Genomic DNA, 23,696 nt, shown 5'->3' with positions numbered 1-23,696 from the left:
CCGCACGGAACCCCCCAGTTCCTCCGTGCGTGCAGACAGACCAGGAAGCAGAAGCACCCATGGCGAAACATCGCTGCGCCCCCGCGCGCCGTCACGGCCGCATGGCCGCTCTGGCCCTCTCCGCCGGCATCGGCGTCACCACGCTCGCCGGCACCTCGCTGCTGGCCGGTCCGGCGGCCCACGCCGCCGCGCAGGACATCGTCGCGGTGGACGCCGCCACGCGTCAGGCCGACGCCCAGCTGATCCTCGACGAGATCAACCGCTACCGCGAGTCCCTCGGCGTGAAGCCGCTCAAGTACTCCGCCACGCTGTCCCAGGTGGTGCAGAAGGAGTCCGACCGGCAGATCGTCGAGGAGAAGTTCTCGCACAGCACCACCTTCCTCACCGATCCGCGCACCGGGCCCTGGACCAGCGCCAACGAGGTGATCGCCCTGGAACACCACCGGGACGTGCGCGCCCTGGTGGCGTGGTGGAAGTCCTCGGCCGCCCACGACAAGGCGATCAAGGACCCGCGCCACGAGGTGATCGGCATCGGCCTCACCTACGCGGACGGCCGGCTCGAGAACTCCGGGCAGCCCTGGCAAGTGCTCTCCACCGTCAACCTCTACGGGTACGCCAACGGCGGCGCGCCCGCGGACGCCTCTACGCGCGTGAACGGGGCCCCGGCCTACACCTACGAGACGTCGACGCCCGTCCAGCCCCCGGCAGGCTACGGCGTGGCCGGCGCCATCGGCGCGAAGTACCACGCCCTGGGCGGCGCCGCGGTCGTCGGTCAGCCCGTGACGGCGGAGCGCGGCGGGCTGCGCGCCGGAGGCGTCTACCAGGAGTTCTCCCTGAACGGGCGCAAGTCCACCCTGTACTGGAGCCCGGCCACGGGCGCCCACCGGGTGGAGAACGCCACGGTCATCGGCCAGAAGTTCGTGGCCGGGGGGCGGGAGAACGGCTACGGCTTCCCGACCACGGAGGAGCGCCGGCTGGCCGACGGGTCCTCCTACCAGGTCTTCTCCCGGGACGGGGCGCTCACCAAGGTGCTGTGGACCCGGGCCCACGGCGCGCGTGCGGTGCACGAGACCGGCGCCATCGGCCGCGCCTGGAAGGCCGCCGGCTTCGAGCGGGGCTACGGCTACCCGGTCACCGACGAGATCCGCACCGGGGCCACCGTCTACCAGCGCTTCTCGAACGGGTACAGGGTGAACTGGTCCCCGGCCACCGGTCAGGTGTGGGTCACCGGCTGGTGACCCGGGTGCCCCGGGGCGCGCCCCCCGGGGCACCGGCCGGGCTCAGTGCTCGAGCACGATCTTGCCGAAGTGCCGGGCCGACTCCATCTCCCGGAACGCGTCGGCGGCCTCGGCGAGGGGGCGGCGGCGGTCGATCACCGGCCGCAGCCCGGTCGCCTCGAGCGCGCGCACGAAGTCGGCCTGGTCCCGGCGGCTGCCCACCAGCAGTCCTTGGAGGCGCGCCTGGCGCGCCATGAGCAGCGCCGTGGGGACGTCGCCCGCCGCCCCGGTGAGCACGCCGATCAGGGAGATGTGGCCGCCGACCCGCACGGCGCGGATCGACTGCGCCAGGGTGCCCGGGCCGCCGACCTCGATCACGTGGTCGGCGCCGCGCCCGTCCGTGAGCTCCTGGACGGCGCGGCCCCACTCGGGGGTCTCGCGGTAGTTGATGACGTGGTCCGTGCCGAGCCGCCGGACGCGCTCGAGCTTCTCGTCGGAGGAGGACGTGACCACCACGGTGGCGCCCACGGCCTTGGCGAGCTGCGTGGCGTAGACCGAGACGCCGCCGGTGCCCAGGGCCAGGACCACGTCCCCCGCACGGAGCCCGCCGTCCACCACGAGCGCCCGCCAGGCGGTGACGCCGGCCGTGGTGATGGTCGCGGCCTCGGCGTGGGACCACCCGGCCGGGGCGCGCGTGAACCACGTGGCGGGACGCACCACCGCCTCCCGGGCGTAGCCGTCGAGCCCGTCTCCCGGGACGCGCCGGAAGTTCCCGTCCACGGGGGGTCCGTCCTGCCAGAGCGGGAAGAAGCAGGAGACCACGGCGTCGCCCTCCGCGAGGTCGTCGACGCCCTCCCCCACGGCCTCGACGACGCCCGCGCCGTCCGCCAGCGGGATCCTCCCGTCCTCGGTCCGCGTCCCGCCGGAGACCACGAGGTAGTCGTGGTAGTTCAGGGAGCTGGCGTGCACGCGGACGCGGACCTCGCCGGGGCCCGGCGCGCCCGGGTCGGGGGCCTCCCCGAGCTCGAGCCGGTCCAGGCCGCCGGGGGCGGAGACGGTCAGTTGCTTCACGGGTGGTCCTCCAGGCGCTGTGGGGTCGTCGGTCTCCGCCCACGATAGCCGCCGCCCCCGGGAGTGTCATCAGCACGCTTCGGATGCCCGGTGGGGCGGGGTCGCGACGGCCACGGCCGCTCCCGGCCCGATCCGCGGACCCTGCCGGGCTCGCTCAGTGGGCGCCCACCGCGCGGGCGTGCCGGGCCGCGGCCTCGGCGCCCTGCGTCCACCGCTCCCCGTGACCGGGCAGCACGGTGCGCGCCCCGGTGGCGGCCACCGCGTCGAGGGAGGCGAGGGCCACGGCGGAGTCGTGGGTCGCGGCCCCGGCGACGATCTGCGGGCCGCGCCGGCCGGTGTAGGGGTCCAGCGTCACGAGCGCGTCACCGCTGAGCACGGTCCCCCGGCCGGGCAGGTCCAGGACGCAGTGCCCGTCCGTGTGGCCGGGGGTGTGGACGACCACCGGCCGGCCCGGGACAGGCAGGACGGCCCCGGCCTCGAGCGGGCGCAGCTCCCGCACGCCCCGGACCGCGAGGGCCCCGGCCGCCGCCATGCGGCCGAGCAACGGCAGGGACCGCGGGTGGGTGAAGGGGTAGAGGAACCGGTTGCGCTCGGGCCGGTACCGGTACGGGTGGGCGGCCAGCCGCGCGTCCGCAGGGTGCCCGTGCACCGGCAGCCGCCACTCCTCCTGCGCCCGCCGGGCGAAGCCGACGTGGTCGAAGTGCGCGTGCGTGAGCACCAGCGCCCTGACCTCGTCGGGGCGCCGCCCGCGCTCCTCGAGTCCCGCCAGCAGCATGGGCCACATGCTCGGCAGGCCGGCGTCCACGAGCGTGACGCCGTCCTCGTCCTCGACCAGGTAGCAGTTGACGTGGGCGTGGGTGATGCGGTGGACGCCGTCGGCCACTTCGGGGGTGAACATGGGTCTCCTCACTCGATCAGTGTGCTGATCATACCTGCCGGGCGCCGACACCGGCCAGGCGACCGCCCCGCCGGGCGGCGCGCCCGGTACCATGGGCCCCACGCAGGGCCCCGGTCCGCGGATCCCCCGGTCCGCCCGGAGCAGGCCCCGTCCTCCCCCGACCTGCCCCCCCCCCCCCCCCCCGAAAGGTCCCGCTGTGAACGCTCAGCGCCCCGATGCCCTGCCCTCCGTGGAGATCGTCGCCGTGCCCTTCCACCGGCTCCGCCGGAACCGGTGGGCCATGACCTTCGTCCCGGCCGGCGGCGGGCACGCCGTCCGCCGCACCTTCCCGGAGTTCCGGGACGCGGTGGTCGCCGCCCGCGGCCTCGCCCTGGCCGGGAGGACGCCCGTCAGCGCCTGAGCCCGGCGGCTCCCACCGCCGCCGGTGCCTCTGCGGCCGGGGGTCACTCGGCGAGCGCCTCCACGAGGACGTCGGCGACGGCCTGGCTGGACTGGGGGTTCTGGCCGGTGATCAGGTTGGCGTCGCGGATGACGTGGCTGGACCACGCGGGGCCGGTCTCCACGACGGCCCCCTTCTCCCGGAGCACGGTCTCCAGGAACCAGGGGGTGTTCTCCCCGGTGCCGCCGCCGAGCTCCTCCTCGTTGGTGAAGGCGGTCAGCCGGCGGCCCGCGAAGAGGAACGTCCCGTCGTCCTGGGCGCTGAGCAGGGCTGCCGGGCCGTGGCAGAACGGGGCGATGAGCCGGCCGGTCCGGTCCGAGGAGGCCAGGATCCGGCCGAGCGAGGGGTCGTGGACGAGGTCCGCCATGGGACCGTGGCCGCCGGGCAGGACCACGGCGTCGTAGTCGTGCTCGTCGACCTCGGCGAGGACGCGGGGGGCGGCGAGCTCGGCGTCGATCTCCTCCAGGTAGGTGCGGAACTCGTCGGCCCGCTCCTGGCCCCCGGTGACGTCCGGGGAGAGGCTGACCCGGTCCACGGTGGGCCGGCGACCGCCGGGGGTGGCGATGTCGACGGTGTGCCCGGCCCGGCGCAGCGCCCGGTGGGCGACGACGAGCTCCTCCGCCCAGAAGCCGGTGGGGTGCTCGGTGCCGTCCCGCATGGTGAGGGAGTCGGCCGCCGAGACGATCATCAGAACACGGGCCATGATGGTCAGCTCCTCAGCTGTGGTGCCTGTCCGGGTGTTTTCCGTCGTGCGTGCCGCAACGGCTCCGCCCGCGCGCTTATTCCGTCCGGCGGCCCAGGGTGCGTCGCTATGCTGACCGGGATTCCGGCTCGACCGAGGAGGCCACCATGGACCAGCACGACGAGGACCAGCACCGCGAGCAGCACGCCCACCGGCGCAGGGGGCGGCGCACGGTCGTGATCACCGGCGCGAGCGACGGCATCGGGGCCGCCGCCGCCCGCGAGCTGGCGGGACGGGGCCACGACGTCGTCGTCGTCGGGCGATCGGGCGCGAAGACCGCGGCGGTGGCCGGGCCCCTCGGGCTCCGGCACTTCACCGCGGACTTCGCGCGGCTCGACGACGTGCGCCGGCTCGCCCGGGAGCTGCAGGAGTCCGTCCCGCGGATCGACGTGCTGGTCAACAACGCCGGCGGGATCTTCGACCGCCGCGAGCTGACGCCCGACGGGCACGAGATGACGTGGCAGGTCAACCACCTGGCGCCGTTCCTGCTCACCCACCTGCTGCTCGACCGGCTCGTGGCGGACGGCGCGGCGGTGCTCAGCACGTCCAGCGTCGCGGCCCGCATCGGCCGGCTCTCGCCGGAGGTCCTCGTCGACGACCGGCGCTGGTCCCCGCAGGGGGCCTACGGGGACACGAAGCTCGCCAACATCCTCTTCACCCGCGGTCTCGACCGCCGGCACGGGCCGCACGGCCTCGCCGCCGCGGCGTTCCACCCCGGGGGCGTCGCGACGAACTTCGCCTCGGGCACCACCACCCCCCTGCGGTTCCTGTACCGCACCCGCCTGGGCCGCCGGCTCATGATCACCCCGGAACGGGGCGCGGAGACCCTGGTGTGGCTGGCGGAGGGCGTCGCCGGCGAGGACTGGTGCCCCGGGGGCTACTTCGCGAAGAGGCGGCCCGCCCGTGCCCCGTCCCGCGCGGCCGACGTCGCGCTCGCGGACGCCCTGTGGCGGCGCAGCGCCGAGCTGGTGGGGCTCACCCCGGGGCACCCGGCCGGCTGAGCGCCAGCGCGTCGACCTTCGCCCAGAGCTGCTCGACCGTCCCGTCGTTGACGAGGACGGCGGTGATCCAGCGCGGGTCGATGCCGGCCTCCGAGGGGTGCGGGTCGTCCGGGGCGGGAGCCCCGGGGCGCACCACGTGCACCACCCGGCCCCCCGCGGCCGTGATGGCCTCTGCCTCGACGTCGAAGCGCACGTCCGTGAACACGACCGGCCCGCCCAGCCGGCGGGCGGTCTCCAGCCCGCGGTCCGCCCACACCGTCTCCCCGAAGACGGCCTTGCCGGCCTCGTTGCCGACCTTCTGCAGCAGCGTCCGGATCTCCCGGTGCACCGGGTCCCGCGCCTCGTCCTTGAGCAGACCCCAGTCCCCGCCGGCCTCCGCCAGCACCGTGGCGAGCCGCACGAGCCGGCCGTCCCGGACGCCCACGAGAGGGTCCAGCTCGGTGAGGAACAGCCGCAGCGGGTCCGCGAAGGCCACCCGTGCGTAGCCGTGCGCGACCACGAGGCGGTCGCCGCACGTGTCCTTGCCCGACTGCTTGCGCCCGTGCAGCCCGATCAGCCGCGGGCGGGGGTCCGGTTCCTGGGCCATGACGGGTCTCCTCCGGTCGTGCGCCGACGTGGTCCAGCGTACGGACGGGGGCACGACGGCGCACCGGGCACCACCCGCCACAAAATTGCACTATGATGTCGTGAGTGCAACATCAAGTCGATCTCGGGCGCCTCCGGTGACGGCGGGCGCACGGGAGCAGCGCATGCGCCGGACCCGCCGCTCCCTCATCGCCGGCGCGCGCCGGCTGACCGCCGAGCGCGGGCTGGCGGGGTTCACCGTGGACGAGCTCTGCGCGCAGGTCGGGATCTCCCGGCGGAGCTTCTTCAACTACTTCGCCTCCAAGGACGACGCCGTGCTGGGCACCCCGGCCCGGGACCCGCTCGAGGCCTTCGGCGAGGAGTTCGTGGCCGGGGGCTCCGCCCCGGACGGAGCGCCGCTGCTGAGCGCCCTGCAGGAGCTGGTCGTGCGCTCCTTCGCCCTGCTGGAGGGCCCCCACGACCGGACCCTGCTGCTGGACGTCCTGCGCCGCGAGCCCGTGCTGCTCCAGCGGCTCACCGAGACCATGGAACGCCGGCTGGCCGAGCTGACGGAGCTCATCGCGCGCCGGCAGGGCTGCGGGGAGCGGGACCCGTTCCCCGGCGTGGCCGCCGCCGTCGTCTCCCACCTCGCCGGGCACACCGTCCACGAGCTCCTCGAGACCCGGCCGGCCGGCGCCGACCCGGACGAGTCCCCGCCCCTGGAGGAGTTCGCGGAGCTGCTGGCCCGCAACGTCCGCCTCGCCGGGGCCCTGCTCTCCCCCGGCGCCACCGCCCCGCAGACGACGCCGGACACCGCCGCGGACACCCGCTCAGCCACTCCCCCCGACACCTCTGACCCGTCCCCGGACACCGAAGGAAGCCCATGACCACCACCCCGCCCGCGGTCGCGCAGGACGCCCCGCTGCTGGTGCTGACCCAGAAGCGGATCTGGATCATCTTCTCCGCCCTCATCGCCGGGATGATGCTCGCCAGCCTCGACCAGACGATCGTCTCCACCGCCATGCCGACCATCGTCGGGGAGCTGGGCGGCGTGGAGCACCAGGCCTGGATCACCACGGCCTACCTGCTGGCCACCACCATCGTGATGCCCGTCTACGGCAAGTTCGGCGACGTCCTGGGCCGGCGCAACCTCTTCCTGGTCGCCATCGCCCTGTTCACCCTCGCGTCGGTGGGCTGCGCCCTGGCCACCGGTTTCTGGCAGTTCGTGACCTTCCGCGCGCTGCAGGGGCTCGGCGGCGGAGGACTGATGATCCTTTCCCAGGCGATCATCGCGGACATCGTCCCGGCCTCCGAGCGCGGCAAGTACATGGGCCCGCTCGGCGGCATCTTCGGGCTCTCCGCCGTGGCGGGGCCGCTGCTCGGCGGCTACTTCGTGGACCACCTCACCTGGCAGTGGGCCTTCTACATCAACATCCCCATCGGCATCGCCGCCTTCGCCATCGCGTGGTTCACCCTGACCCTCCCGCACAAGCGCGCGACCCGCAGGATCGACGTGGCCGGCGTGCTGCTGCTGTCCGTGGCGACGACCTGTCTCATCTTCTTCACCGAGTTCGGCGGCAACGCCGAGCACGGCTGGGGCGCGGCCGCCACCTGGGCCTGGGCGGGCGGCATGGTCGTGGCCACGGCGCTGTTCGTCTGGAACGAGACCCGGGCCGAGGACCCGATCATCCCCCTGGGCCTGTTCCGCAACCCGGTGTTCGTCAACGCCACCGCGATCGGCCTCACCCTGGGGCTGGGGATGTTCGCCGCCATCGCGTTCGTGCCCACGTTCCTGCAGATGTCCTCCGGCACCTCGGCGGCGGAGTCCGGGCTGCTCATGGTCCCCATGATGGTCGGGCTGATGGGCACCTCGATCTGGTCCGGCCTCAGGATCTCCCGCACCGGCCGGTACAGGGGCTACCCGCCGGCGGGCACGCTCGTCACGGCCTCGGCCATGCTCGCCATGACCACGCTGGCGGCCGAGACGCCCATCTGGCTGATCTGCGTCTACCTCCTCGTGCTCGGCGCGGGCCTGGGCCTGATCATGCAGGTCATCGTCCTCGTGGTGCAGAACGCCGTGGACCCGTCCATGGTGGGCACCGCCACCAGCACCAACAACTACTTCCGCGAGGTCGGCGCGGCCCTCGGCGTGGCGATCTTCGGGGCGATCTTCACCAACAACCTCTCGGAGCAGCTCACGGCGGTCTTCACCGGCGCCGGCGCCTCCGCCGCCCAGGCCGGGGAGGCGACCGCCACCCTGGACCCGCAGACCCTGGCACAGCTGCCCGAGCCCGTCCGCGAGGGCATCGTCACCGCGTACGCCGACTCCCTCGCCCCGGTGTTCTGGTACCTCGTCCCCTTCATGCTGCTGGCCTTCGTGCTCGCGGTGTTCCTCAAGCAGATCCCCCTCTCCGACACCGCCGGCATGGTGGCCCGCGGCGAGGCCATCGGCGGCGCGGAGGCCGCCGCGCACGAGGCCGCAGCGAAGGAGGCCGCCGCAATGGAGGCCGCGGCGCAGGAGACAGCGGCGCACGACGACGCGCGCCGAGCGTCCTCCACCGGCACCCCCGCCCCCTGACGGGTCCCGGCGTCCGGCCGGCCCGGGGCGGGAACTGGCCGAAAGGCCATGTGCTTCCGTGAACACCCCCGGTAGGCTCGGGCCCGGGCCGGATCCACGCCCGGCCCGGGCCCCACCCACCCCCCTCGGAAGGAACTGTCATGATCAGACTGGTCGGCGAGTTCGACGCGTTCTTCAACCCCAACTTCACGGCCATCCTCGGCATGTTCTTCGACCTGGTCCGCGCGGTGCTGCTCGGCGGCTGAGCCCCGGTCCACCCCGCGCCCTCGGCGCCGCCGGAGCCCCTCCGCCGGAGCCCCTCCGGCGGCGCCATCCGCGTTCCCGGAGGCTTCCGGCGGTCGGCGCCGCCTGCTAGGTTCTGCGCATCAGGCACCCGGCGGATCGGCCGCCCCCGCAGCGCAGACCCCAGGAGGTCGCCGTGAGCCAGCACCACCACGTCGGCGGAGCCACCGGCGTCGGCACCCGCGCCGTGGTGGTCCGCGGCGGCCCCGTCCTGCGCACCGAGCGGCACACCGTCGTCGACGAGACCGACCGGACCGTCACGGTCGACGACGGCACCCGGTTCGCCAAGACCACGGGACCGGTGCGGGACGCCCCGGAGGCCGACCCCGCCGAGCCCGACTTCGCGCACGCCCCGGTCCGGCTCGTCACCGAGGGCCACCCGGCCTTCGAGCAGCTGTGGGCGGACGCGGTCCTGAGCACGTTCACCGACTCCGACCACACCGCCTACGTCGAGGGCCTGATCGCCTCGAACCGGCTCGCCCGGCGCGGCGACGTGCACGCCCACTACGACGTGGCCGCCATCATCGACGAGCTCGCCGCCCTGCACCCCGACCTCGAGGCGATCCCCGAGGACCTGTTCTGGGCGGTCGTCGACCGGCACGGCCGCGAGGACGACCGGGACGTGACCCCCTGACGCCGTCCCCGGGCCGGCCCGCCGGGTCCCGGGCTCAGCCCAGGCGCCCGCCGGAGTGCCGGAGGTAGCAGCCGGCGCACATCGACTCGTAGGACACGGACACGCCGTCGATGGCCACCTGGTCGCCCTCGAAGACAGGCTCCCCGTCCACCGTGCGGGCGTTGAACATCGCCTTGGACCCGCAGCGGCAGATCGTGCGCAGCTCCTCGACCGTGTGGGCCACGGCCAGCAGGCGCGCAGCGCCCGGGAACGCCTCCGTGCGGAAGTCGGTGCGCAGCCCGTAGGCCAGCACCGGGACGCCGTCGAGCACCGCGATGCGCAGCAGGTCGTCGACCTGGCCCGGGGCGAGGAACTGCGCCTCGTCCACCAGCAGGCAGTGCACCGGTCCGCGCTCCCGCACAGCGGCCCGGAAGCGCTCGCGCGCCCCGTCCTCCGGGGCCAGCAGCAGGTCGACCCGCCGGGACTCCCCCAGCCGTGAGACCACGGTGTCCGCGCCCTTCGAGTCGATCGCGGGCTTGGCGACGAGGACCGTCTGGTCGCGCTCCTCGTAGTTGTGCGCGGCCTGGATCAGCACGGTGGACTTGCCGGAGTTCATCGCCCCGTGCCGGAAGTAGAGCTTCGCCATCAGCGGGTCCCGGCGGGCCGGGGGGCGAGGGTGGTCATGAGCGTTCTCCTGGGGTCGTGCGGGGTGCTCGGCGGGGGCGCCGTGCGTGCCGGTGAACACCCTACGTCCGCCGCGCGGCCGGCCGGCGCCCGGCGCGACGGCCGGACCCGGCGCCCTCCGCAGCTACCCTGGAGCCCATGGGCTGGCACATCGGCACCTCCGGGTGGAGCTACGACCACTGGGAGCACGTCCTCTATCCCCCCGGCACGGCCCCGGCCAAGCGCCTGGAGATCTACACCCGGGCCTTCTCCACCGTGGAGCTCAACGCCAGCTTCTACCGCTGGCCGCGCAGCAGCACCTTCGCCGGCTGGAACCGGCGCCTGCCGGAGGGCTTCCGGATGACGGTGAAGGCCCCCCGCGGACTGACGCACGCGAAGAAGCTCTACGCGCCCGAGACCTGGAGCCGGCGGATCGCCGAGTCCTGGCACGAGCTGCGGGACCGGCGCGGCGTGCTGCTCGTCCAGCTCCCGCCGGCGCAGGCCCGCGACGACGCTCGCCTCGACTGGTTCCTGGCCGGGCTGCCGGACTGGCTGCCCGTCGCCGTGGAGTTCCGCCACGACAGCTGGGTGCACCCGGAGGTCTTCGAGCTGCTCCGGCGCCACGGCGCGGCGTACTGCGTGATGAGCGGGGCCGGGCTGCCCTGCGTCCTCGAGGCCACCGCCCCCTTCGTCTACGTCCGCTTCCACGGCCCCGACCACCACCACCTCTACGCCGGCTCCTACTCGGACGAGGACCTGGCCTGGTGGGCCGACCGGATCCGGGAGTGGCACCACGGCGGCCGCGAGGTCTACGCGTACTTCAACAACGACGGCGACGGCCACGCCGTGCGCAACGCCCTGACGCTGCGCCGGCTCCTCGAGGGCGGCTGAGGAGATCCCCGGCCGGGCGCGGGACGCCGTGCGCGGGATGCCGGGCCCGGGCATAGGATCGGGCCATCACCGTCGAGCAGGACAGGAGCCGGAGATGGACCGCTACCCCGAGCCCGCGGACCGCGACGAGGCCTGGGCGGAGACGAGCCAGGAGGGACTGGGCGTCCGCGACGAGACGTGGCTGACCGCCACCACCGACGAGAGCAACCGGCGCGCGGACGCTCCCCCCGAGGAGGCGGAGGACGACGCCCCGCCGCCGGAGGACCTGGAGGCGGGGACCGGGCGCCCACCGGACGACGAGTAGACCCCTCGGGCCGGTCAGTCCTGCGGGCTCCACGTCTCCCCGTCCGCCAGGGCGTTGAGCTCGTAGGCGGTCCGCCCGTCGAGGGACTCGCGCAGGATGTCGGCGTGCCCGGCGTGCCGGGCGTTCTCCTCGACCATGTGCAGCGCCACCCACCGGGCGGGCCACGTCCCCAGGTCCTTTGGGAACCACGGGGCGTCCGGGACGGGGATGCGGGCCTCCGGGTCCGCGGTGCGCAGGCCCGCCTCGACGCGGTCGGCCAGCAAGTACAGGGCCGCGCCCAGGGACTCGGCGGTGTCCTCCGGCTGCACGGCCTCCGGCAGGATCGCCCCGGCGGCCCAGCCGGCGTCGTCCAGCGGCTCCCCGGAGGTCCGGTGGGGGTCCGTGAGCACCGCGAACGGACCGTGCCCGCCGATGAACAGGACGTGCCGGGCCAGCGCGCCCAGGCTCATGGCGCTCGCCGAGGGCGTCGCCCGCAGCTGCTCGGCGTTCAGGCCCTGGAGGGTGGTGGCGACCTGGCGGATCTGCTGGCTCGCGAAGGCCGCCAGGGCGTCGCGCTCGTCGGTGACGGTGGGAGTGAGGAAGGGCACAGTGGGCTCCTGAGGTGTCGTGCGGCGCGGATCGGGGACGAGGCGGGTGGCGAGGGGCTCAGCGGGTGTGGGCGTACAGGTCGCGCAGCAGGGCGAGCTCCGCCCCGTGGTGGATCAGCTCGCGGTTGATGTGCAGCACCAGGGCGATCATCGGCAGCTCCGCGTACGGGCCCTCCGCCGGACCGCACGGGCGCGCGAGGTCCGCGTCCGTCAGCGAGTGCACCCCGGCCGTCCAGCGGGCGAACTCGCGGTCGAGCTGGGCCAGCGCCTCCTCCGCGGTCCCGGCGTACGCCCAGCTCTGGTAGGACGCCTCGGGCCCGGCGAAGTGCCCGTGGCTGCGCGCGGCGAGGACCCCGACGACGACGTGCGCCAGCCGCCAGGCGATGGTCGTGAACGGCGCGGGCACCGGTTCGGGGAAGGCGAAGTCCAGCACGAGCTCCCCGCGGCCCGTCTGCATCGGGGTGCGTTCCTCGGCCCGGGGATGGACCGTCCACGCGGACCCGCCGGTGGGGTCGAAGAAGTACTCCTCGTCGGTCAGGCCGGCGAGGCGGGGCCGCAGCTGGTGGGTCCAGTGCCGGTCGATCTGGTCGGCGGCACAGGCGGCGACGTCGAGGTCGGTCATGGCGGTTCCCTCCTGGTCGGGGCGCCTCCGGCGCAGCGTCCGGTGACAGGTCCAGTGTCCTCCCCGTGGCGGACAGATCCTGTCCGCGTCCGCGCAGCGCCCATGCTGTGACGGATGCCGCGCACTGCCTCTGTCCTCCCGGGCGGCGACTCTGGACCGGCGCCCATGACGGTCCTGGACGTGGGGCGCATCGTGCTCTGCATGGCGTTGCGCTCGTGTCCCTGGAAGGCCGGGACAGCGGCACGGACGGCGCGGTGCTGCTCGCGGCGGTGGTCGTCCACCGGGTCCTCACGGTGCTGATCGGCCGCCGGGACGCCGCCTCCCCCACCGGGGCGCCGAACCCTCCGCCGGACCGGCCGCCCGCCGCACCCGGTGTCGACGGGCCACCGGCCGGGGAGGCCTCGGCCGGTGTCTCGCTCGTCCTCGTCGTGGTGGGGGTGGGGCTCCTGGTGGCCGGGGCCACGGTCCTCGTCGAGGGGGCGGTCGACGTCGCCACGGCCCTGGGCGTCAGCGGCCTCGTCGTCGGGCTCACGGTGGTCGCCCTCGGGACGTCCCTGCCCGAACTGGCGGCCTCCGTCGTCGCGGTCCGCCGAGGACAGCGGGATCTCGCCATCGGCAACGTCGTGGGCAGCTGCCTGCTGAACCTCGGACTGGTGCTCGGGTGCCGGCGATCCTCGTCGACAGCGGCCTGCCGGTACCGGCGGCGGCCGTGGCCCTGGACATCCCGGTGATGCCGGCCGCCGTGGTGGCGCTGCTGCCCAACGCCTTCACCGGGTTCCCCGTGGCGCGCTGGGAGGGCGGTCTGTTCCTGCTCCTGTACTTCGACTACACCGGGTACGTGCTGCTGGCGGCCACCGAGCACGACGCCCTGGAGGGGTTCAGCTCCGTGATGGTCTCGTTCGTGCTGCCCCTGGTCGTGATGACCCTCGTGGCGGTGAGCGCCCACGAGCTGGGCCGGCGCCGCGAGCGCCGCGGGCTCGGCGGGCTCGGCGGGCCGGCGGGCGCCCCCAGCCGCCGCGGGTGGGCCGGGGCACGGTCACGGTCAGCCGGACCGCAGTCCGCTCACACCGTTGCCGAGAAGCACCGCGCCGATGACGACCAGCACCGCGTTCTTCGGGTTCACCGTGACCAGCAGGAACGCCACGGCCAGGGCCTTCGAGGGCGTCATCGTGTCGACCGCCGTCATCCACCGCGGCGATTGCGACCCCTCGCGCGACCGGCTCCGCCATTGCTTGACCCCCAGCAGCAGCAGCGTGCCGCCGAGCACCACCCGCAGGACGCCGACCCAGGGCGCGGGATCGTCGCGGGGCAGGGTCGTGTCGACGACCAGCACGGTGAGGGCGGTCACGACGGCGATCCCGGCGATCCAGCCGGACAGGAACGCGGTGACCGCGCCCCGGGTCCCGCTGGTGACGAGCATCAGCATGATCACGGCGACGGGCAGGGAGGCGGCGAGCAGTCCCACCGCGATCGGGAGACCCGCGGCTGCGGCTGCCGGCACGACGACCTCCTGGGAACGGGTGCCCGTGACCGGGCCGCTGACGCCCGGGGCTGCGGTCGAGCCGACCGCTCCCCTCGACGAGGGCTGGGACCCCGGGCACCCGGGCCCACCCGACGTGCGACGCGGACGATCGGAACACCGGCCTCGGGGGCACGTCCTTCTCCACCAGGGTGGAGGTCGCGGGCACGGCCGCGGATCACCCGGCGCGGGTGGCCGTCCTCAGCGTCCCGGCGATGTCGCGGGTCCAGGCCTCGATCCGGGGCCAGTCCCGGTGGTCGCCGAAGCGCCCCCCTGTCCCCCGGAGGAGGAGTCCGGCCCAGCCCGGCAGCTGCTCGGCCTGCGCCACCCCGGACAGCAGCAGGTGCCCGCGCGGGTGCACCACCTCCCGCAGGGACGCGGCCAGCCGCCGGCTCTGGGCGCGGCGGGCCGGTCCGCGAAGGATCCGGGGCAGGGCCGCGGACATCCCCACGCTGAACAGCCACACCGGCCGGGTCCGCAGCACGGCCTGGTGGCGGTGGACGAACGCGGTGGCCACCGGCAGCCAGTCCTGGTCGTGGATGGCACTGCCGAGCACGACGGCGTCGTAGTCGCCGAGACCGTCCTGCTGTTCCATGGGCCCGACGTCGACCGACGAGCCCTCGTCCCGGAGCACGTCGGCGATCCGCCGGGCGATCTCCGCCGTCGACCCGTGTGCGCTGGCATGTGCGACGAGAATCCGCATCTCCGCCTCCCTCTCGGTCCTGCCCCCAGCGTAGGCCGACGACCGGCCGGACCGGGTGACGACCGGGGACGCGGGACGTAGCGTAGAACCATGAACAATCTCGTGCTGTCCCTGACCAGCTCCGCGGCCGCCGGAGCGCTGACGCTGGTCTCCCCGTCCGGCTGGTCGCCCCGGGTGCGCGCCGCGTACGTCGTGGTGCCGGGAGTCCTGGTCGCCGGCGCAGGAGCGTGGGTGCTCTCCCGGAACACCGGCGGGGAGGACTCCGTCGACGTCGGCACCGAGGCCGGGACCCTGGCCGACGGGAGCCCCGTCGCGGCGCAGCGGCTGCCGGTGGCGGCGCGGGCGGCGCTGCTGCTGGGTCTCGGCGCGGCGACGTGCGGGGTCCAGGCCGCCTCGCTGCGGATCGACGCGATGCTCGAGCGGTGGCTGGTCGCCCGCGGGGCGGCCCATCCGCGCCGGTGGATGGCCGCGCTCGCGGTGCTCGCCTCGCTGGGCATGGACGCCGCCGGGGACCGCATGAGCGCCCTCGCCGGGGAGGACCGCCGGCCCGTTGCCTGACGACCTCCGCCGCCCCGGGCGCGGCGGCTGTTACGGTTCCCCCAGCAGGCACCGGACGCCCGCGTCGCCCGTCGACCCCGACTCCGACTCCACGAGGAGCACCACCATGGCCGCTGAGCCCGTCGCCCGGCAGACCGACCCGGTCCTCGTGCCGTTCGGTGCCCCGGCCGTCTCCACCGCCCCGGGCCGCGGTGAGACCGGGTCCCGCAGCCGGCCGCGCCGGCCGGCCCGCTGAGCCGGGGTCACCGGACGGTGGACGAGCGGCGGAGGCTGAACCAGGGCGGTGCCGTGTACCCGGGTGCGCGCGCGGTGGTTATCCCCGCCCGCACCGGAGCCACCGGGGAGCCCACCACCCGCCGTGTGGTCGTGGCCGCCGACCGGAGGAGCTTCACCCTGGACGACGGACAGGTCTACGAGCGGCTCTCCGGGGCGCTCTGGTCCCAGCGGCGCTCCCCGGACGTCGGCACGCTGCTGGTCCGTCAGGCCTGCACCGAGGGCGCCGCCCTGTTCGACGGCCTCTGGCGCTCGGCCGCGGACCCGTCGCCGCGGACGGCGGCCGAGATCGCCGCGGCGCAGGAGGCGGCTGTGGTCGAGGCGCTGCGCGCCCGGCACCGCGTCCCGCCCTGGTCGAGGCCGGACTTCTACTACGACGTGGTCCGGGCGCGAGAAGCCCTGGCCGGTCTGAGCTCGGACCTCTCCCGGATCCCCGACGAGAGATTCTGGGTCGTGGTGGAGCGCCACCGGCGCACTCCCGCGGAGATCGCCGGGCTCAACCAGCCGGTGGGGCCCGACTGTCTCACCGCGGAGCACGGGACCTGCCGGCGGTGCCGGCCCGTGCACGTGTGGGCGTGGGTGGCCGAGCGCCGCTGGAGCCACCACGGCGGTGACCCGTCCGTGGTCTACGACGTCGAGGCGATCGTCGCCGTGCTCGAGCGCATCGACCCCGAGTACCGGCACACCCCGGGCCGGGTCCTCACCCGTGTCCTCGACGAGCACCACCGTCCGGAGCAGGGGGCCGCCCCGTGAGCGCGGCGCCGCCGGACGGCGCACCGCGCACCGGACCCGGGCCCGCCCCCGTCCGCACGCCCGCCCCAGCACGCCACCCGATCCCCTCGACGACAGGACGTCCCATGCGCCGACCCGTTCCCGCTCTGCTCGCTCTCTCCGCCCTCGCCCTGACCGGCTGCGCGCCGACCGCCGACGACATCCAGGCGATGGTGGCCGGCGGGGCCGCCTACGAGGACGCGACGGCGCTGCGCGACGACGTCGTCGGGGCCGGCATCGACTGCCCGGGCACGGACCAGCTGCGCGCCCCGGCCGACCCGGAGACCACCTACCTGGACTGCGCCAACGGACGCATGGCCATGGCCGTCACGGACTCCGAGGAGCGCATGGAGGGGCTGTTGAACACCCTCAGCAGCGAGCAGGGCGCCTCCTTCCTGCACGCGGACAACTGGGTCGTCATCTCGAGGGACGCGGCCCCGCTGCAGCAGCTCCGGGACGAGCTCGGCGGGGACATCACCACGAACCCCTGAGCGGTCACGGTGCCGCTCGCCGTCCGCCCGCACGGATCGTGGGAGCCGGGCGCCGCCGCACGACGGACGCCCACGCCCCCCCTCACGGACATACCCCGGGCCTGCTACGACCAGGAGGCGGTCGTGAGGAGGCCGAAGAGAGGCTCGAAGTCGTAGCTCGTGGTGCTGTTGGTCATGACCACGATGCCCAGGCCGTGTTCTGGGTAGAGACGCATGACGTTCCAGAATCCGGCGCCGGCCCCGAAGTGCTCGACCCACTGCCCCGTTTCCTGGGTGGGGCGGCGGAACCAGCCGATGCCGTGGTCGAAGGGCTTCCCCGGGTGCTCGATCACTCGCATGGATCGGGCCGTCTCAGCGGACAGGATGCGGTGCCCGTCGATCTGGCCATCACCCAGGTGCAGCCGCAGAAACCGTCCGGCATCCGTCACGTCGCCGACCAGACCGCCGTAGGCGGCTCCGTCGACGTAGAAGGGCCGCAGGCCCAGGTAGGCGCCGTGACGCGTCCCGGCCACCCCGGGTGGGAGCAGACGGCGCAGCAGCGGATCGGCGGCGCGCGGGGCGCGCACACAACCGGTTGCGGCTGGTGCCTCCGGGCGGTAGGTGAACCCGGTGCTGGTCATGCCCACCGGATCCAGCACGGCTTGCCGCAGATAGGACGTCACCGGCATACCGCTCACGGCTTCGATGATCTGAACCAGCGCAAGATAGCCGACGTTGGTGTATCGGGCCCTGTGCCCCGGGGCGTGGCGGTAGGCGCGCGGTCGCCTCATCACGGACCGCAGCAGGTCCTCGGCCGCCGGCGGCTCCTGCTCGGCCGGGTGCACCCATCGCAGCGGCAGAGGATTGGACAACCCCGCGGTGTGGGTCAGCAGCTGCCCTACCGTGGGCTGGGAGGCACGCGGGGCGCGCAGACAGTCCACGTAGTCGGCCACCGGGGCGTCCAGCTCGAGGCGACCGTCCTCGACCAGGGTCATGGCGGCCGTGGCGGTCACGATCTTGGTCATGGAGAACCACAGATACACCGTGGCCGGAGTCGCGGGCACCTCCGTGGCCAGGTCAGCAGTTCCGAACCCGCCGGCGTACAACGACCGCTGTGAGTCGACCACGACCAGGGACAGTCCCGGGATGCGCCCGGTGCGCATCATGGTCATCACCGCCTCCGCCAACCACTCAGGAGTACCCCCTGGCTGGGCCCCGGAATCACCGGGGTGGTTCTCGGATGGATGGCTGTGCATGGCATCCCCCAGATGCGCGACTCCACCGACGTCGCAACGGTCTGACGCCACCTTGAAATTCTGTCGCTGCGGTGTCAAGACCGAAACCGTCCAAACCATACAGACGACGCAGACGGAGTCCGCCAAGACGCTGCGCTCGGCCCCTCAGCGCCAAACGACGACCGATCCCGCCGTGAACCGCTGCAGACACCTGCGTCCGCAACGGGAACCAGCGCGGCGGGCATATGAACCCCCGCTGCAACGCCGAACTTCCGAGAAGTGATTGGTAGCCAGCCATATTTAGAGAGGCGACGGCGCCCTCCTGACCGTCTGGTTCGCCGCCGGCGCGGCAACTGTGGCCTCAGCTTGGAAGCACGACGAGCTCGCCGCTGTGCGCTCTGCGGCCGGCCCTCCGGTGAGGAATCCGCCCGACTGCGGAGGCTGGCCCCCTCTTCTGTGTCGAGACGTCCGGCTGTGCCAGGCGGTAGCTTCGGCACCATGGACCAGGACGGGCGTACGAAGGAGGGGGCGTCTCCACAGGTCGACAGCACCCCGATCCCCTCGGCTTTGCGGGTTCTTCGGGGCAGCCTCTGGGTGGGTGCTCTGTTGGTGGTCGGTCTGCCGTTGCTGGTCTGGTGGCAGTTCGGAGTCCTGCGCGAGGACCAACGCGGCCTGTGGACCTCGGCCGTGTCCCTGGCCTACATCCTGCTGGTGAACTCGGTCTCCCGGCGCACGCACGTACCGGGTCCGCGTCCCACCCAGTACGTGGCCCGTGATCGGGTGGGGTGGATCCTCGGCAGTGCCTCCTCGACCGTCACCGTGCCGCAGGACCCCCAGTTGCGGGCCGCCGCTGGCGCGGTGGCCATCTGGCGGATCGAACTCGCGGCGTTCGTCTTTTATGCCGCGGTGGCGTTCGCCCTCACCGGGGTGCTGCGCTGGTCGTCCTTCTGGGGGTTCATCGCCGGGCTGCTGACCGTGTTCGCCCTCGTTCTCATCAGCAGGGCCCGCCGCAGCTGGGTCTTCCTCACCCTCCTACACGCCGAGGAACGACCCCACGATCCCGGCCGGGGGCACGGACTTCGCCGTGGCTGAGCCCATTAGGGATTGTGAGAGGACTCCGCGCCCATGACGGACATTGCGGCCCTGCTGGCGGTGGCCCACTTCATCCACGAGGGGAGAACCGATGAACGAGCACGCATCTGAGCACCCACGGCCACCGGTTGCCCCGCGCCCCGGGCCGAGGGCGGTGCTGTGGTTGGGTCTGCGCATCCTGCTGTGGGCGGTGGTGCTGGCGCTGGCTTTCGCCGCGGGCCTGTGGCTGATCATCGTCACCGCCCCCAAGGGTGGAGGGGCCGTGATCGGTGCCCCTCTCGTCGCCATGCTCGGGCCGTTGCTGCTCAGCGTCCCCTGGGCTCTCGTGCGCGGCTGGCGTGAGGGGCACCGGGTGGAGACGTATGCGTTCTGGCCGGCCGCCTACCTGCTGGCCGCGTTGCTGGGCACCCCGGTGCTGGTGTGGAACAACGGCTGGTTCACCCCGGGAGCCCTGCCGCCCGGACAGGCCCTGCGCGACATCGCCGGCACGGTCGTCTTCCTGAGCGTGTTGGCGCTGCTGGCATCAGCGGTCGTTGCTGGCGCCGCCGCAGCGGCAGCGGCCACTGCACGCTGGGTCCGCCGGCGGCACGCCACGTCTCAAGCCCACCCCTGAAGCTGACAGGGAAACCCGACAGGAGGCACCATGGCCACCGGAAAAGCTCCGATCAGCGGCACCCTCGCGATCGCCGGTGGCCTCCTGGCGGCGACCACCGTGATGATCACCGTCGTCAGCGGAAGCTCTTGGAACACCGTGGTGAGTGCTCTGACCACTTTCGCGATGTTCGTCATCGTGTGGCGAGGAATGAAGAAACAAGACCGGGAGTACCAAGAGCGCTTGGAACGCCTGAAGCAGCGCTTGAGAGACGAATAGCGCTCCCTCCAGATCAAGAACCGCACATCCAAGGCGGCGGACCCCGTAGATCATCGAAACCGCGGCAGCCTCCGCGACGCTCCTCGTATCGCACTGCTTCCTCAACTACTGACGCTGAAACTGCTGCCCGCCGGGTCGTGCCTGAGCGTGCAGCACCGTGAGATAGATCAGGCTTCGGCGGAGCCGGAAGGCAGACACCAGCGCCATGCCTATCGGGGCACCGAGAAAGCTCGACCACGGCGCTTCCGGACGGATGAGCATGCCCAGGACGACTCCCAGGACGAAGAAGATGAGCACCACGAACATCTGGAGCTCGGTGCAGGCAACCGCCGCCGCGGTAGCCCGCACCCCCGGATCCACCGGCACCTCCCTGGTCTTGATGACCGACGAAAGCGCCCACTTCCACCGCTCCTGCCTGACCCGCTTGTCCAGTCGAGGCTGCGACGGCTGCACGAGATACTGGACCAGCCCGGCCAACGCAAAGAGCAAGAAGACGACCAGGAACCACCATCCGTCCCCCGTTCCGCCAGGCAGGACCACAGCCACCAGCGGAGGACCGGCCACAGCGACCAAGGAAGCCGGTATGGAGCGCACTGCCAGCTGACCCACCGTCGGCGCTGCAGAGCCGTCCATCAGCCGGGCGTGAGCCCCCGCGTCGCCGCTACTCGTCACGCTCACGACGCTACCGGCCGGTTCGGGCGGGAACCACGACGCACAAAAGGGGAACCTCAACTGCACGTGCCGATGCCCATGCACCCGCGACGATTAGAAGCGTGATCGGTCCCTGTCGTTACGGGGCCGCCCAGGTGTGAGCATCCCGGACTCATTCAGCAGGAGTGCACCTCCTGCCGCGGGGAGAAAGAGGAGGGCGGGCAGCCATTCAGTAATGGCGAACAGGCCCAGTGCGAGAAGGAGAACGACGATCGCTGCGACTCGGACTTTGGTGTGCATGACATCACTTCCATTGAGTTCGCGAAGCCTAACATCGGCCTCCAGGCCCCCTTGCCACCCGACTCGCCGGGCGGAATCCCAGCGCAAGCAGGAACTTCTACCGCAGCACGGTTCGCCGCTAACCGGGCCCCAAGTAAAGCCTGGCGTAGTGGAGGTCTTCCCTGACTGGTGTTCACCTGTGGTGGGAGCGGTGGAGCACAGCACGGCGGGTCGCCTCCACGCTGGTGCTGACTACCCGCTCCAGCGGCCCCGGACCGAGTGTTGCTCGTTGCCAGGTCCGGGCAACCAGCGCTACGACTACCAAGGGCAGGAGGTACCACAGAGAAGGCTGGTCGTAGTGGGCCTGGAAGGACAGCGCCACCAGGTGGGCGGTGTACAGGGTAAGACCCATCGCGCCCAGTGCCGACAGCGGCAGCAACCACGCCCCGAACTTCCTGGTGGCCAGCAGCAAGCTCCCCAGCACCAGCAGTCCCACGCCCAGGCCGGCCGCGATCGTCCACGCGGTGCCAGTGGGCGCGGGAATGAGCGCCGGCCACCAGGGCGAGTCGGTGGGCAACACCTCCGGGCCCCACACCCGCACCTCCATGCTGGTCCGGTTGCTGGTCAGCAATCGGTCGTACCCGTCGAAGGCGTTGGACACCACGAAGGCCGCCTGGGCGCAGATCACCAGTAATGCTCCCACCACCAGCACCCGGACCTGGACCCCCGTGTCACGCAGTCGCATCCGCCCCAAGCCCAGCCCGACCAGCAGACAGGTCATGTACGACAGGATCGGGTGACTGCCGGTGAACAGCAGGTGGGAGATCCTGCCCGCGGCCCCGCTCACCCCGTCGACGGAGGTGGGGGTGGAGGGGGCATACGCGGGCATGACTTCGGTCATGGCCTGCATCAGCAGCGGGCCCACGATCCACATGAGTGCCGCGCAAACGAACAACGCCGTCGCCGACAGGTGCAGAAACGGAATCGCCAGCACGAGAAAAACCGCGTAGTAGATCAAGATGTTGTCCGCCGGGGCACCTTCGGGCATCAGTGCCCCGGCCCCCAGGCCTACAGCGGCCATGAGGATCGCCTGCACGGCCATCCCCATCCGATCAGCGGCCAGCCACCTGCCTCGGTGTGGAAATCGTCCCCCGGAGTCGAAGGCGAGTCCCACCCCGGCCAGCAGGACAAACAGTGCCACCGGAGCCCCCGACAGGAGCAGGCCCGACCAGGTCGACTCCTGGATCTCGTGGTCATCGGCGGGCATAAAAGGCACCGCCAGCAACCCGAGCAGCGCTAGCCCGCGGGCCGCGTCGATGCCGTCCCACCATCTCGAGGACCTGCGGGCACCGTCGGCGGCACCCGCCAGGGCGGGCCCCTCCGTTCTGGATGTCCAACTCATGATTGCCTCGATCTCCGGAGCGGACCCGGATTTACGGCCCCAGCCGCCGGGACCATCCTGTGCTCAGGATCTCTGCTGCACCTGTCGTTGCCGTTGCGAAAGCCTGTAGGTTCCATAAGATTCTGCGAACCCTACGGTGCACATCAACCTGACCTCCGCCGCATTCAAGTCGTTGACGACCGCTCGCTCACAAGGTGGTCGGCACCGGCAGCTCCCGGATCCGCCGGTAGAGCGTGGCGCGGGACATCCCAAGGTCCCGGGCGACCTGGGTCGCCGGCTCCCCGCCGTCGATCAGGCGCAGGGCGTTGCGGATCTGGGAGTCGGTGAAGGTCTGGGGCCGTCCGCCGAAGTCCTTGCCGGCGGCCCGACGCTTGGCCACCGAGTCGGTGATCCGCTCTCGCTTGATCTCCAGTTCCATTTGGACCAGCGCGGCCATGACGGTAAAGACCATGGAGCCCATCGGTGTCGCGGTGTCCACGTCTCCCCCACCGAGGTTGAGCACCCGCAGACCGGCACCCCTCCCCCGCAGCGCCTCGGCGAAGGTCAGCATGTTCTGCGTCGACCGGCCCAGGCAATCCAGCGTGGTAATCACCAATGTGTCGCCCTTCTCCAGCGCAACCACAGCACGGTCGAACTGCGGGCGTGACGCGCGTCCTCCAGACACTCCATGGTCGATGTAGACATCAGCGCGCCGCACGCCGGCGGCCAGGAGGTCATGCACTTGACAGTCTGCGTCCTGTTGCCGCGTCGAAACTCGCGCGTACCCAATCAGCTTGCCCACGTCCACCCATCTGTCTCGTAACTAACGTTGAGTACTCGATTTTTGGAGACCTTGATAAAGTACATAGATACGAGACATGCCCGACCGCGGAAACATGCGGACGCAAATTTTCCCGACGAGACGTCTGGCATCCCATGCCGTGCGATCCACTGTCATCCTCAATCTTCAGGCTGCTCTGCTTGGTATCGGCAAGGTCATGGGTCGGATCGGTTCGCGGCCTGTGACTGTGGGGAGGAAGTGCTCCGACACCAAGCACGTCAGCCCCGTCCAGCGCCACATCCTCAAACCTCTCGCCAACGGCTACCGCCAGGACCACACTGTCTTCGTGGTGAAAGACATTTCCCACCCGTAAGGCCGGGCGCATGGCCCGGCCTTGCGCATGCCCGCGGGGATCCTCAATACACCCCCGAGAAGAGACGCCGCATCGGTCAGGAAGCCCCGCAGGGCATGCCCCCCTCGCAGGTCCCTTCCACACCATCGTCGCCTCGGACCCCATGGCCCTTCACGCGGCTCTGAATAGTGGCGCAAATGGGGACAACATGAAGATGGATCTTCTTCCTACTAGAGAGTAGGTTCGGGGTATCACGCAGGGCCGCCGGTCGGGGGGCCGGTCGGCCCG

General features: G+C 72.5%; 29 protein-coding genes. 16 read left to right on the top strand and 13 right to left on the bottom strand.

Annotated features, from left to right (window positions below; all coding sequences use genetic code 11):
- The first annotated feature begins 59 nt into the window (after positions 1–59).
- Complete coding sequence (locus tag CRM73_RS00740) at positions 60–1,238, top strand: CAP domain-containing protein (protein WP_031283166.1); 1,179 nt, start codon at positions 60–62, stop codon at positions 1,236–1,238.
- A gap of 42 nt (positions 1,239–1,280) precedes the next feature.
- Here the strand turns inward: CRM73_RS00740 and CRM73_RS00735 are convergent, their stop codons facing one another.
- Together CRM73_RS00735 and CRM73_RS00730 are read right to left on the bottom strand one after the other, a co-directional pair.
- A complete protein-coding gene (locus CRM73_RS00735; protein WP_229586428.1) occupies positions 1,281–2,288 on the bottom strand; it encodes an NAD(P)-dependent alcohol dehydrogenase in 1,008 nt (335 codons plus the stop codon).
- Positions 2,289–2,442: 154 nt separating this feature from the next.
- Complete coding sequence (locus CRM73_RS00730) at positions 2,443–3,186, bottom strand: MBL fold metallo-hydrolase (RefSeq protein ID WP_035923923.1); 744 nt, start codon at positions 3,184–3,186, stop codon at positions 2,443–2,445.
- A gap of 196 nt (positions 3,187–3,382) precedes the next feature.
- Here CRM73_RS00730 and CRM73_RS00725 point away from each other — a divergent pair, with 196 nt between their 5' ends.
- Positions 3,383–3,586, top strand: a complete 204-nt coding sequence (locus tag CRM73_RS00725; protein ID WP_017833806.1) for a hypothetical protein — start codon at positions 3,383–3,385, stop codon at positions 3,584–3,586.
- Between the two features lie 43 nt (positions 3,587–3,629).
- Here the strand turns inward: CRM73_RS00725 and CRM73_RS00720 are convergent, their stop codons facing one another.
- Positions 3,630–4,328, bottom strand: a complete 699-nt coding sequence (locus tag CRM73_RS00720; protein ID WP_095651104.1) for a type 1 glutamine amidotransferase domain-containing protein — start codon at positions 4,326–4,328, stop codon at positions 3,630–3,632.
- 146 nt (positions 4,329–4,474) lie between these two features.
- Between CRM73_RS00720 and CRM73_RS00715 the strand changes: the two genes are divergently transcribed.
- Positions 4,475–5,368, top strand: a complete 894-nt coding sequence (locus tag CRM73_RS00715) for an SDR family NAD(P)-dependent oxidoreductase (RefSeq protein ID WP_229586426.1) — start codon at positions 4,475–4,477, stop codon at positions 5,366–5,368.
- On the opposite strand, the gene CRM73_RS00710 is transcribed toward CRM73_RS00715, so the two are convergent.
- Positions 5,343–5,954 (bottom strand): hypothetical protein, encoded by a 612-nt coding sequence (locus CRM73_RS00710; RefSeq protein WP_229586424.1) that lies wholly within the window; start codon positions 5,952–5,954, stop codon positions 5,343–5,345. The two genes, CRM73_RS00715 and CRM73_RS00710, sit on opposite strands and share 26 nt — an antisense overlap.
- A 163-nt stretch (positions 5,955–6,117) precedes the next feature.
- Here CRM73_RS00710 and CRM73_RS00705 point away from each other — a divergent pair, with 163 nt between their 5' ends.
- The 3 genes from CRM73_RS00705 (at position 6,118) to CRM73_RS00695 (ending at position 9,426) form a co-directional block, all read left to right on the top strand.
- Positions 6,118–6,819, top strand: coding sequence for a TetR/AcrR family transcriptional regulator (locus tag CRM73_RS00705; RefSeq protein ID WP_017833802.1), 702 nt, complete (start codon positions 6,118–6,120; stop codon positions 6,817–6,819).
- Positions 6,816–8,510, top strand: coding sequence for an MDR family MFS transporter (locus tag CRM73_RS00700; RefSeq protein ID WP_229586422.1), 1,695 nt, complete (start codon positions 6,816–6,818; stop codon positions 8,508–8,510). Before CRM73_RS00705 ends, CRM73_RS00700 begins: the two co-directional genes overlap by 4 nt.
- 418 nt (positions 8,511–8,928) lie before the next feature.
- Positions 8,929–9,426: a hypothetical protein gene (locus CRM73_RS00695; protein WP_229586420.1), complete on the top strand. Its 498-nt coding sequence runs from the start codon at positions 8,929–8,931 to the stop codon at positions 9,424–9,426.
- A gap of 34 nt (positions 9,427–9,460) precedes the next feature.
- Here the strand turns inward: CRM73_RS00695 and CRM73_RS00690 are convergent, their stop codons facing one another.
- Complete coding sequence (locus CRM73_RS00690) at positions 9,461–10,051, bottom strand: thymidine kinase (protein WP_095651108.1); 591 nt, start codon at positions 10,049–10,051, stop codon at positions 9,461–9,463.
- Between the two features lie 176 nt (positions 10,052–10,227).
- Between CRM73_RS00690 and CRM73_RS00685 the strand changes: the two genes are divergently transcribed.
- Together CRM73_RS00685 and CRM73_RS00680 are read left to right on the top strand one after the other, a co-directional pair.
- A complete protein-coding gene (locus CRM73_RS00685; RefSeq protein ID WP_133410143.1) occupies positions 10,228–10,959 on the top strand; it encodes a DUF72 domain-containing protein in 732 nt (243 codons plus the stop codon).
- Positions 10,960–11,053: 94 nt separating this feature from the next.
- On the top strand, positions 11,054–11,263 hold the full coding sequence (locus CRM73_RS00680) for a hypothetical protein (protein ID WP_229586418.1): 210 nt from the start codon (positions 11,054–11,056) through the stop codon (positions 11,261–11,263).
- A gap of 14 nt (positions 11,264–11,277) precedes the next feature.
- Here CRM73_RS00680 and CRM73_RS00675 read toward each other — a convergent pair whose 3' ends face one another.
- Complete coding sequence (locus CRM73_RS00675) at positions 11,278–11,850, bottom strand: DUF664 domain-containing protein (protein WP_229586416.1); 573 nt, start codon at positions 11,848–11,850, stop codon at positions 11,278–11,280.
- Positions 11,851–11,908: 58 nt separating this feature from the next.
- Positions 11,909–12,472, bottom strand: a complete 564-nt coding sequence (locus CRM73_RS00670) for a DinB family protein (RefSeq protein WP_229586415.1) — start codon at positions 12,470–12,472, stop codon at positions 11,909–11,911.
- A gap of 215 nt (positions 12,473–12,687) precedes the next feature.
- Between CRM73_RS00670 and CRM73_RS00665 the strand changes: the two genes are divergently transcribed.
- Positions 12,688–13,203: a hypothetical protein gene (locus CRM73_RS00665; protein ID WP_229586413.1), complete on the top strand. Its 516-nt coding sequence runs from the start codon at positions 12,688–12,690 to the stop codon at positions 13,201–13,203.
- A 311-nt stretch (positions 13,204–13,514) separates the two neighbouring features.
- Here the strand turns inward: CRM73_RS00665 and CRM73_RS00660 are convergent, their stop codons facing one another.
- Entirely contained in the window at positions 13,515–13,973 is a 459-nt protein-coding gene (locus CRM73_RS00660; RefSeq protein ID WP_229586411.1) for a GAP family protein, read from the bottom strand.
- 196 nt (positions 13,974–14,169) lie between these two features.
- Positions 14,170–14,694 carry a flavodoxin domain-containing protein gene (locus tag CRM73_RS00655; protein WP_176337739.1) on the bottom strand — a complete coding sequence of 175 codons (525 nt, stop codon included), beginning with the start codon at positions 14,692–14,694 and terminating at the stop codon, positions 14,170–14,172.
- 90 nt (positions 14,695–14,784) lie between these two features.
- Between CRM73_RS00655 and CRM73_RS00650 the strand changes: the two genes are divergently transcribed.
- The 4 genes from CRM73_RS00650 to CRM73_RS00640 all read left to right on the top strand — a co-directional run bounded on the left by CRM73_RS00650 (position 14,785) and on the right by CRM73_RS00640 (position 16,787).
- Entirely contained in the window at positions 14,785–15,252 is a 468-nt protein-coding gene (locus CRM73_RS00650) for a hypothetical protein (protein ID WP_017833790.1), read from the top strand.
- A gap of 106 nt (positions 15,253–15,358) precedes the next feature.
- Positions 15,359–15,487: a hypothetical protein gene (locus CRM73_RS19595; protein WP_017833789.1), complete on the top strand. Its 129-nt coding sequence runs from the start codon at positions 15,359–15,361 to the stop codon at positions 15,485–15,487.
- Positions 15,488–15,561: 74 nt separating this feature from the next.
- Complete coding sequence (locus CRM73_RS00645) at positions 15,562–16,278, top strand: hypothetical protein (RefSeq protein WP_146200267.1); 717 nt, start codon at positions 15,562–15,564, stop codon at positions 16,276–16,278.
- Positions 16,279–16,382: 104 nt separating this feature from the next.
- Positions 16,383–16,787 (top strand): hypothetical protein, encoded by a 405-nt coding sequence (locus CRM73_RS00640; RefSeq protein ID WP_095651118.1) that lies wholly within the window; start codon positions 16,383–16,385, stop codon positions 16,785–16,787.
- A 104-nt stretch (positions 16,788–16,891) separates the two neighbouring features.
- Here CRM73_RS00640 and CRM73_RS00635 read toward each other — a convergent pair whose 3' ends face one another.
- Positions 16,892–17,938 (bottom strand): serine hydrolase domain-containing protein, encoded by a 1,047-nt coding sequence (locus CRM73_RS00635; RefSeq protein ID WP_229586409.1) that lies wholly within the window; start codon positions 17,936–17,938, stop codon positions 16,892–16,894.
- A 657-nt stretch (positions 17,939–18,595) separates the two neighbouring features.
- Between CRM73_RS00635 and CRM73_RS00630 the strand changes: the two genes are divergently transcribed.
- From CRM73_RS00630 to CRM73_RS00620, 3 genes are all read left to right on the top strand, one after another.
- Entirely contained in the window at positions 18,596–19,093 is a 498-nt protein-coding gene (locus CRM73_RS00630) for a hypothetical protein (protein WP_126346321.1), read from the top strand.
- Positions 19,094–19,184: 91 nt separating this feature from the next.
- The gene (locus CRM73_RS00625) at positions 19,185–19,706 is read left to right on the top strand and encodes a hypothetical protein (RefSeq protein WP_126350141.1); all 522 of its coding nucleotides are present in this window, start codon (positions 19,185–19,187) and stop codon (positions 19,704–19,706) included.
- A 30-nt stretch (positions 19,707–19,736) separates the two neighbouring features.
- Positions 19,737–19,964: a hypothetical protein gene (locus CRM73_RS00620; protein WP_229586407.1), complete on the top strand. Its 228-nt coding sequence runs from the start codon at positions 19,737–19,739 to the stop codon at positions 19,962–19,964.
- Positions 19,965–20,069: 105 nt separating this feature from the next.
- On the opposite strand, the gene CRM73_RS00615 is transcribed toward CRM73_RS00620, so the two are convergent.
- The 3 genes from CRM73_RS00615 to CRM73_RS00605 form a co-directional block, all read right to left on the bottom strand.
- On the bottom strand, positions 20,070–20,636 hold the full coding sequence (locus tag CRM73_RS00615; RefSeq protein ID WP_141246812.1) for a hypothetical protein: 567 nt from the start codon (positions 20,634–20,636) through the stop codon (positions 20,070–20,072).
- Positions 20,637–21,087: 451 nt separating this feature from the next.
- Positions 21,088–22,296 carry a heparan-alpha-glucosaminide N-acetyltransferase domain-containing protein gene (locus CRM73_RS00610; RefSeq protein WP_229586405.1) on the bottom strand — a complete coding sequence of 403 codons (1,209 nt, stop codon included), beginning with the start codon at positions 22,294–22,296 and terminating at the stop codon, positions 21,088–21,090.
- A 187-nt stretch (positions 22,297–22,483) separates the two neighbouring features.
- Positions 22,484–23,077: a recombinase family protein gene (locus CRM73_RS00605; RefSeq protein ID WP_109222757.1), complete on the bottom strand. Its 594-nt coding sequence runs from the start codon at positions 23,075–23,077 to the stop codon at positions 22,484–22,486.
- Positions 23,078–23,696: the final 619 nt, after the last annotated feature.

Origin of the sequence: Kocuria sp. CCUG 69068 (assembly GCF_020833785.1) — a bacterium.
In the GTDB taxonomy this organism is placed as follows: Bacteria; Actinomycetota; Actinomycetes; order Actinomycetales; family Micrococcaceae; genus Kocuria; species Kocuria rosea.
This window is presented reverse-complemented; position numbering and strand designations above follow the sequence as displayed.

Excerpts from the sequence above, each read along its gene's own strand:
- CRM73_RS00740 (WP_031283166.1), top strand. The coding sequence starts at position 60 with ATGGCGAAACATCGCTGCGCCCCCGCGCGCCGTCACGGCCGCATGGCC.
- CRM73_RS00730 (WP_035923923.1), bottom strand. The coding sequence starts at position 3,186 with ATGTTCACCCCCGAAGTGGCCGACGGCGTCCACCGCATCACCCACGCC.
- CRM73_RS00720 (WP_095651104.1), bottom strand. The coding sequence starts at position 4,328 with ATGGCCCGTGTTCTGATGATCGTCTCGGCGGCCGACTCCCTCACCATG.
- CRM73_RS00715 (WP_229586426.1), top strand. The coding sequence starts at position 4,475 with ATGGACCAGCACGACGAGGACCAGCACCGCGAGCAGCACGCCCACCGG.
- CRM73_RS00710 (WP_229586424.1), bottom strand. The coding sequence starts at position 5,954 with ATGGCCCAGGAACCGGACCCCCGCCCGCGGCTGATCGGGCTGCACGGG.
- CRM73_RS00705 (WP_017833802.1), top strand. The coding sequence starts at position 6,118 with ATGCGCCGGACCCGCCGCTCCCTCATCGCCGGCGCGCGCCGGCTGACC.
- CRM73_RS00700 (WP_229586422.1), top strand. The coding sequence starts at position 6,816 with ATGACCACCACCCCGCCCGCGGTCGCGCAGGACGCCCCGCTGCTGGTG.
- CRM73_RS00690 (WP_095651108.1), bottom strand. The coding sequence starts at position 10,051 with ATGGCGAAGCTCTACTTCCGGCACGGGGCGATGAACTCCGGCAAGTCC.
- CRM73_RS00685 (WP_133410143.1), top strand. The coding sequence starts at position 10,228 with ATGGGCTGGCACATCGGCACCTCCGGGTGGAGCTACGACCACTGGGAG.
- CRM73_RS00680 (WP_229586418.1), top strand. The coding sequence starts at position 11,054 with ATGGACCGCTACCCCGAGCCCGCGGACCGCGACGAGGCCTGGGCGGAG.
- CRM73_RS00670 (WP_229586415.1), bottom strand. The coding sequence starts at position 12,472 with ATGACCGACCTCGACGTCGCCGCCTGTGCCGCCGACCAGATCGACCGG.
- CRM73_RS00655 (WP_176337739.1), bottom strand. The coding sequence starts at position 14,694 with ATGCGGATTCTCGTCGCACATGCCAGCGCACACGGGTCGACGGCGGAG.
- CRM73_RS00650 (WP_017833790.1), top strand. The coding sequence starts at position 14,785 with ATGAACAATCTCGTGCTGTCCCTGACCAGCTCCGCGGCCGCCGGAGCG.
- CRM73_RS19595 (WP_017833789.1), top strand. The coding sequence starts at position 15,359 with ATGGCCGCTGAGCCCGTCGCCCGGCAGACCGACCCGGTCCTCGTGCCG.
- CRM73_RS00640 (WP_095651118.1), top strand. The coding sequence starts at position 16,383 with ATGCGCCGACCCGTTCCCGCTCTGCTCGCTCTCTCCGCCCTCGCCCTG.
- CRM73_RS00635 (WP_229586409.1), bottom strand. The coding sequence starts at position 17,938 with ATGACCATGATGCGCACCGGGCGCATCCCGGGACTGTCCCTGGTCGTG.
- CRM73_RS00625 (WP_126350141.1), top strand. The coding sequence starts at position 19,185 with ATGAACGAGCACGCATCTGAGCACCCACGGCCACCGGTTGCCCCGCGC.
- CRM73_RS00620 (WP_229586407.1), top strand. The coding sequence starts at position 19,737 with ATGGCCACCGGAAAAGCTCCGATCAGCGGCACCCTCGCGATCGCCGGT.
- CRM73_RS00610 (WP_229586405.1), bottom strand. The coding sequence starts at position 22,296 with ATGAGTTGGACATCCAGAACGGAGGGGCCCGCCCTGGCGGGTGCCGCC.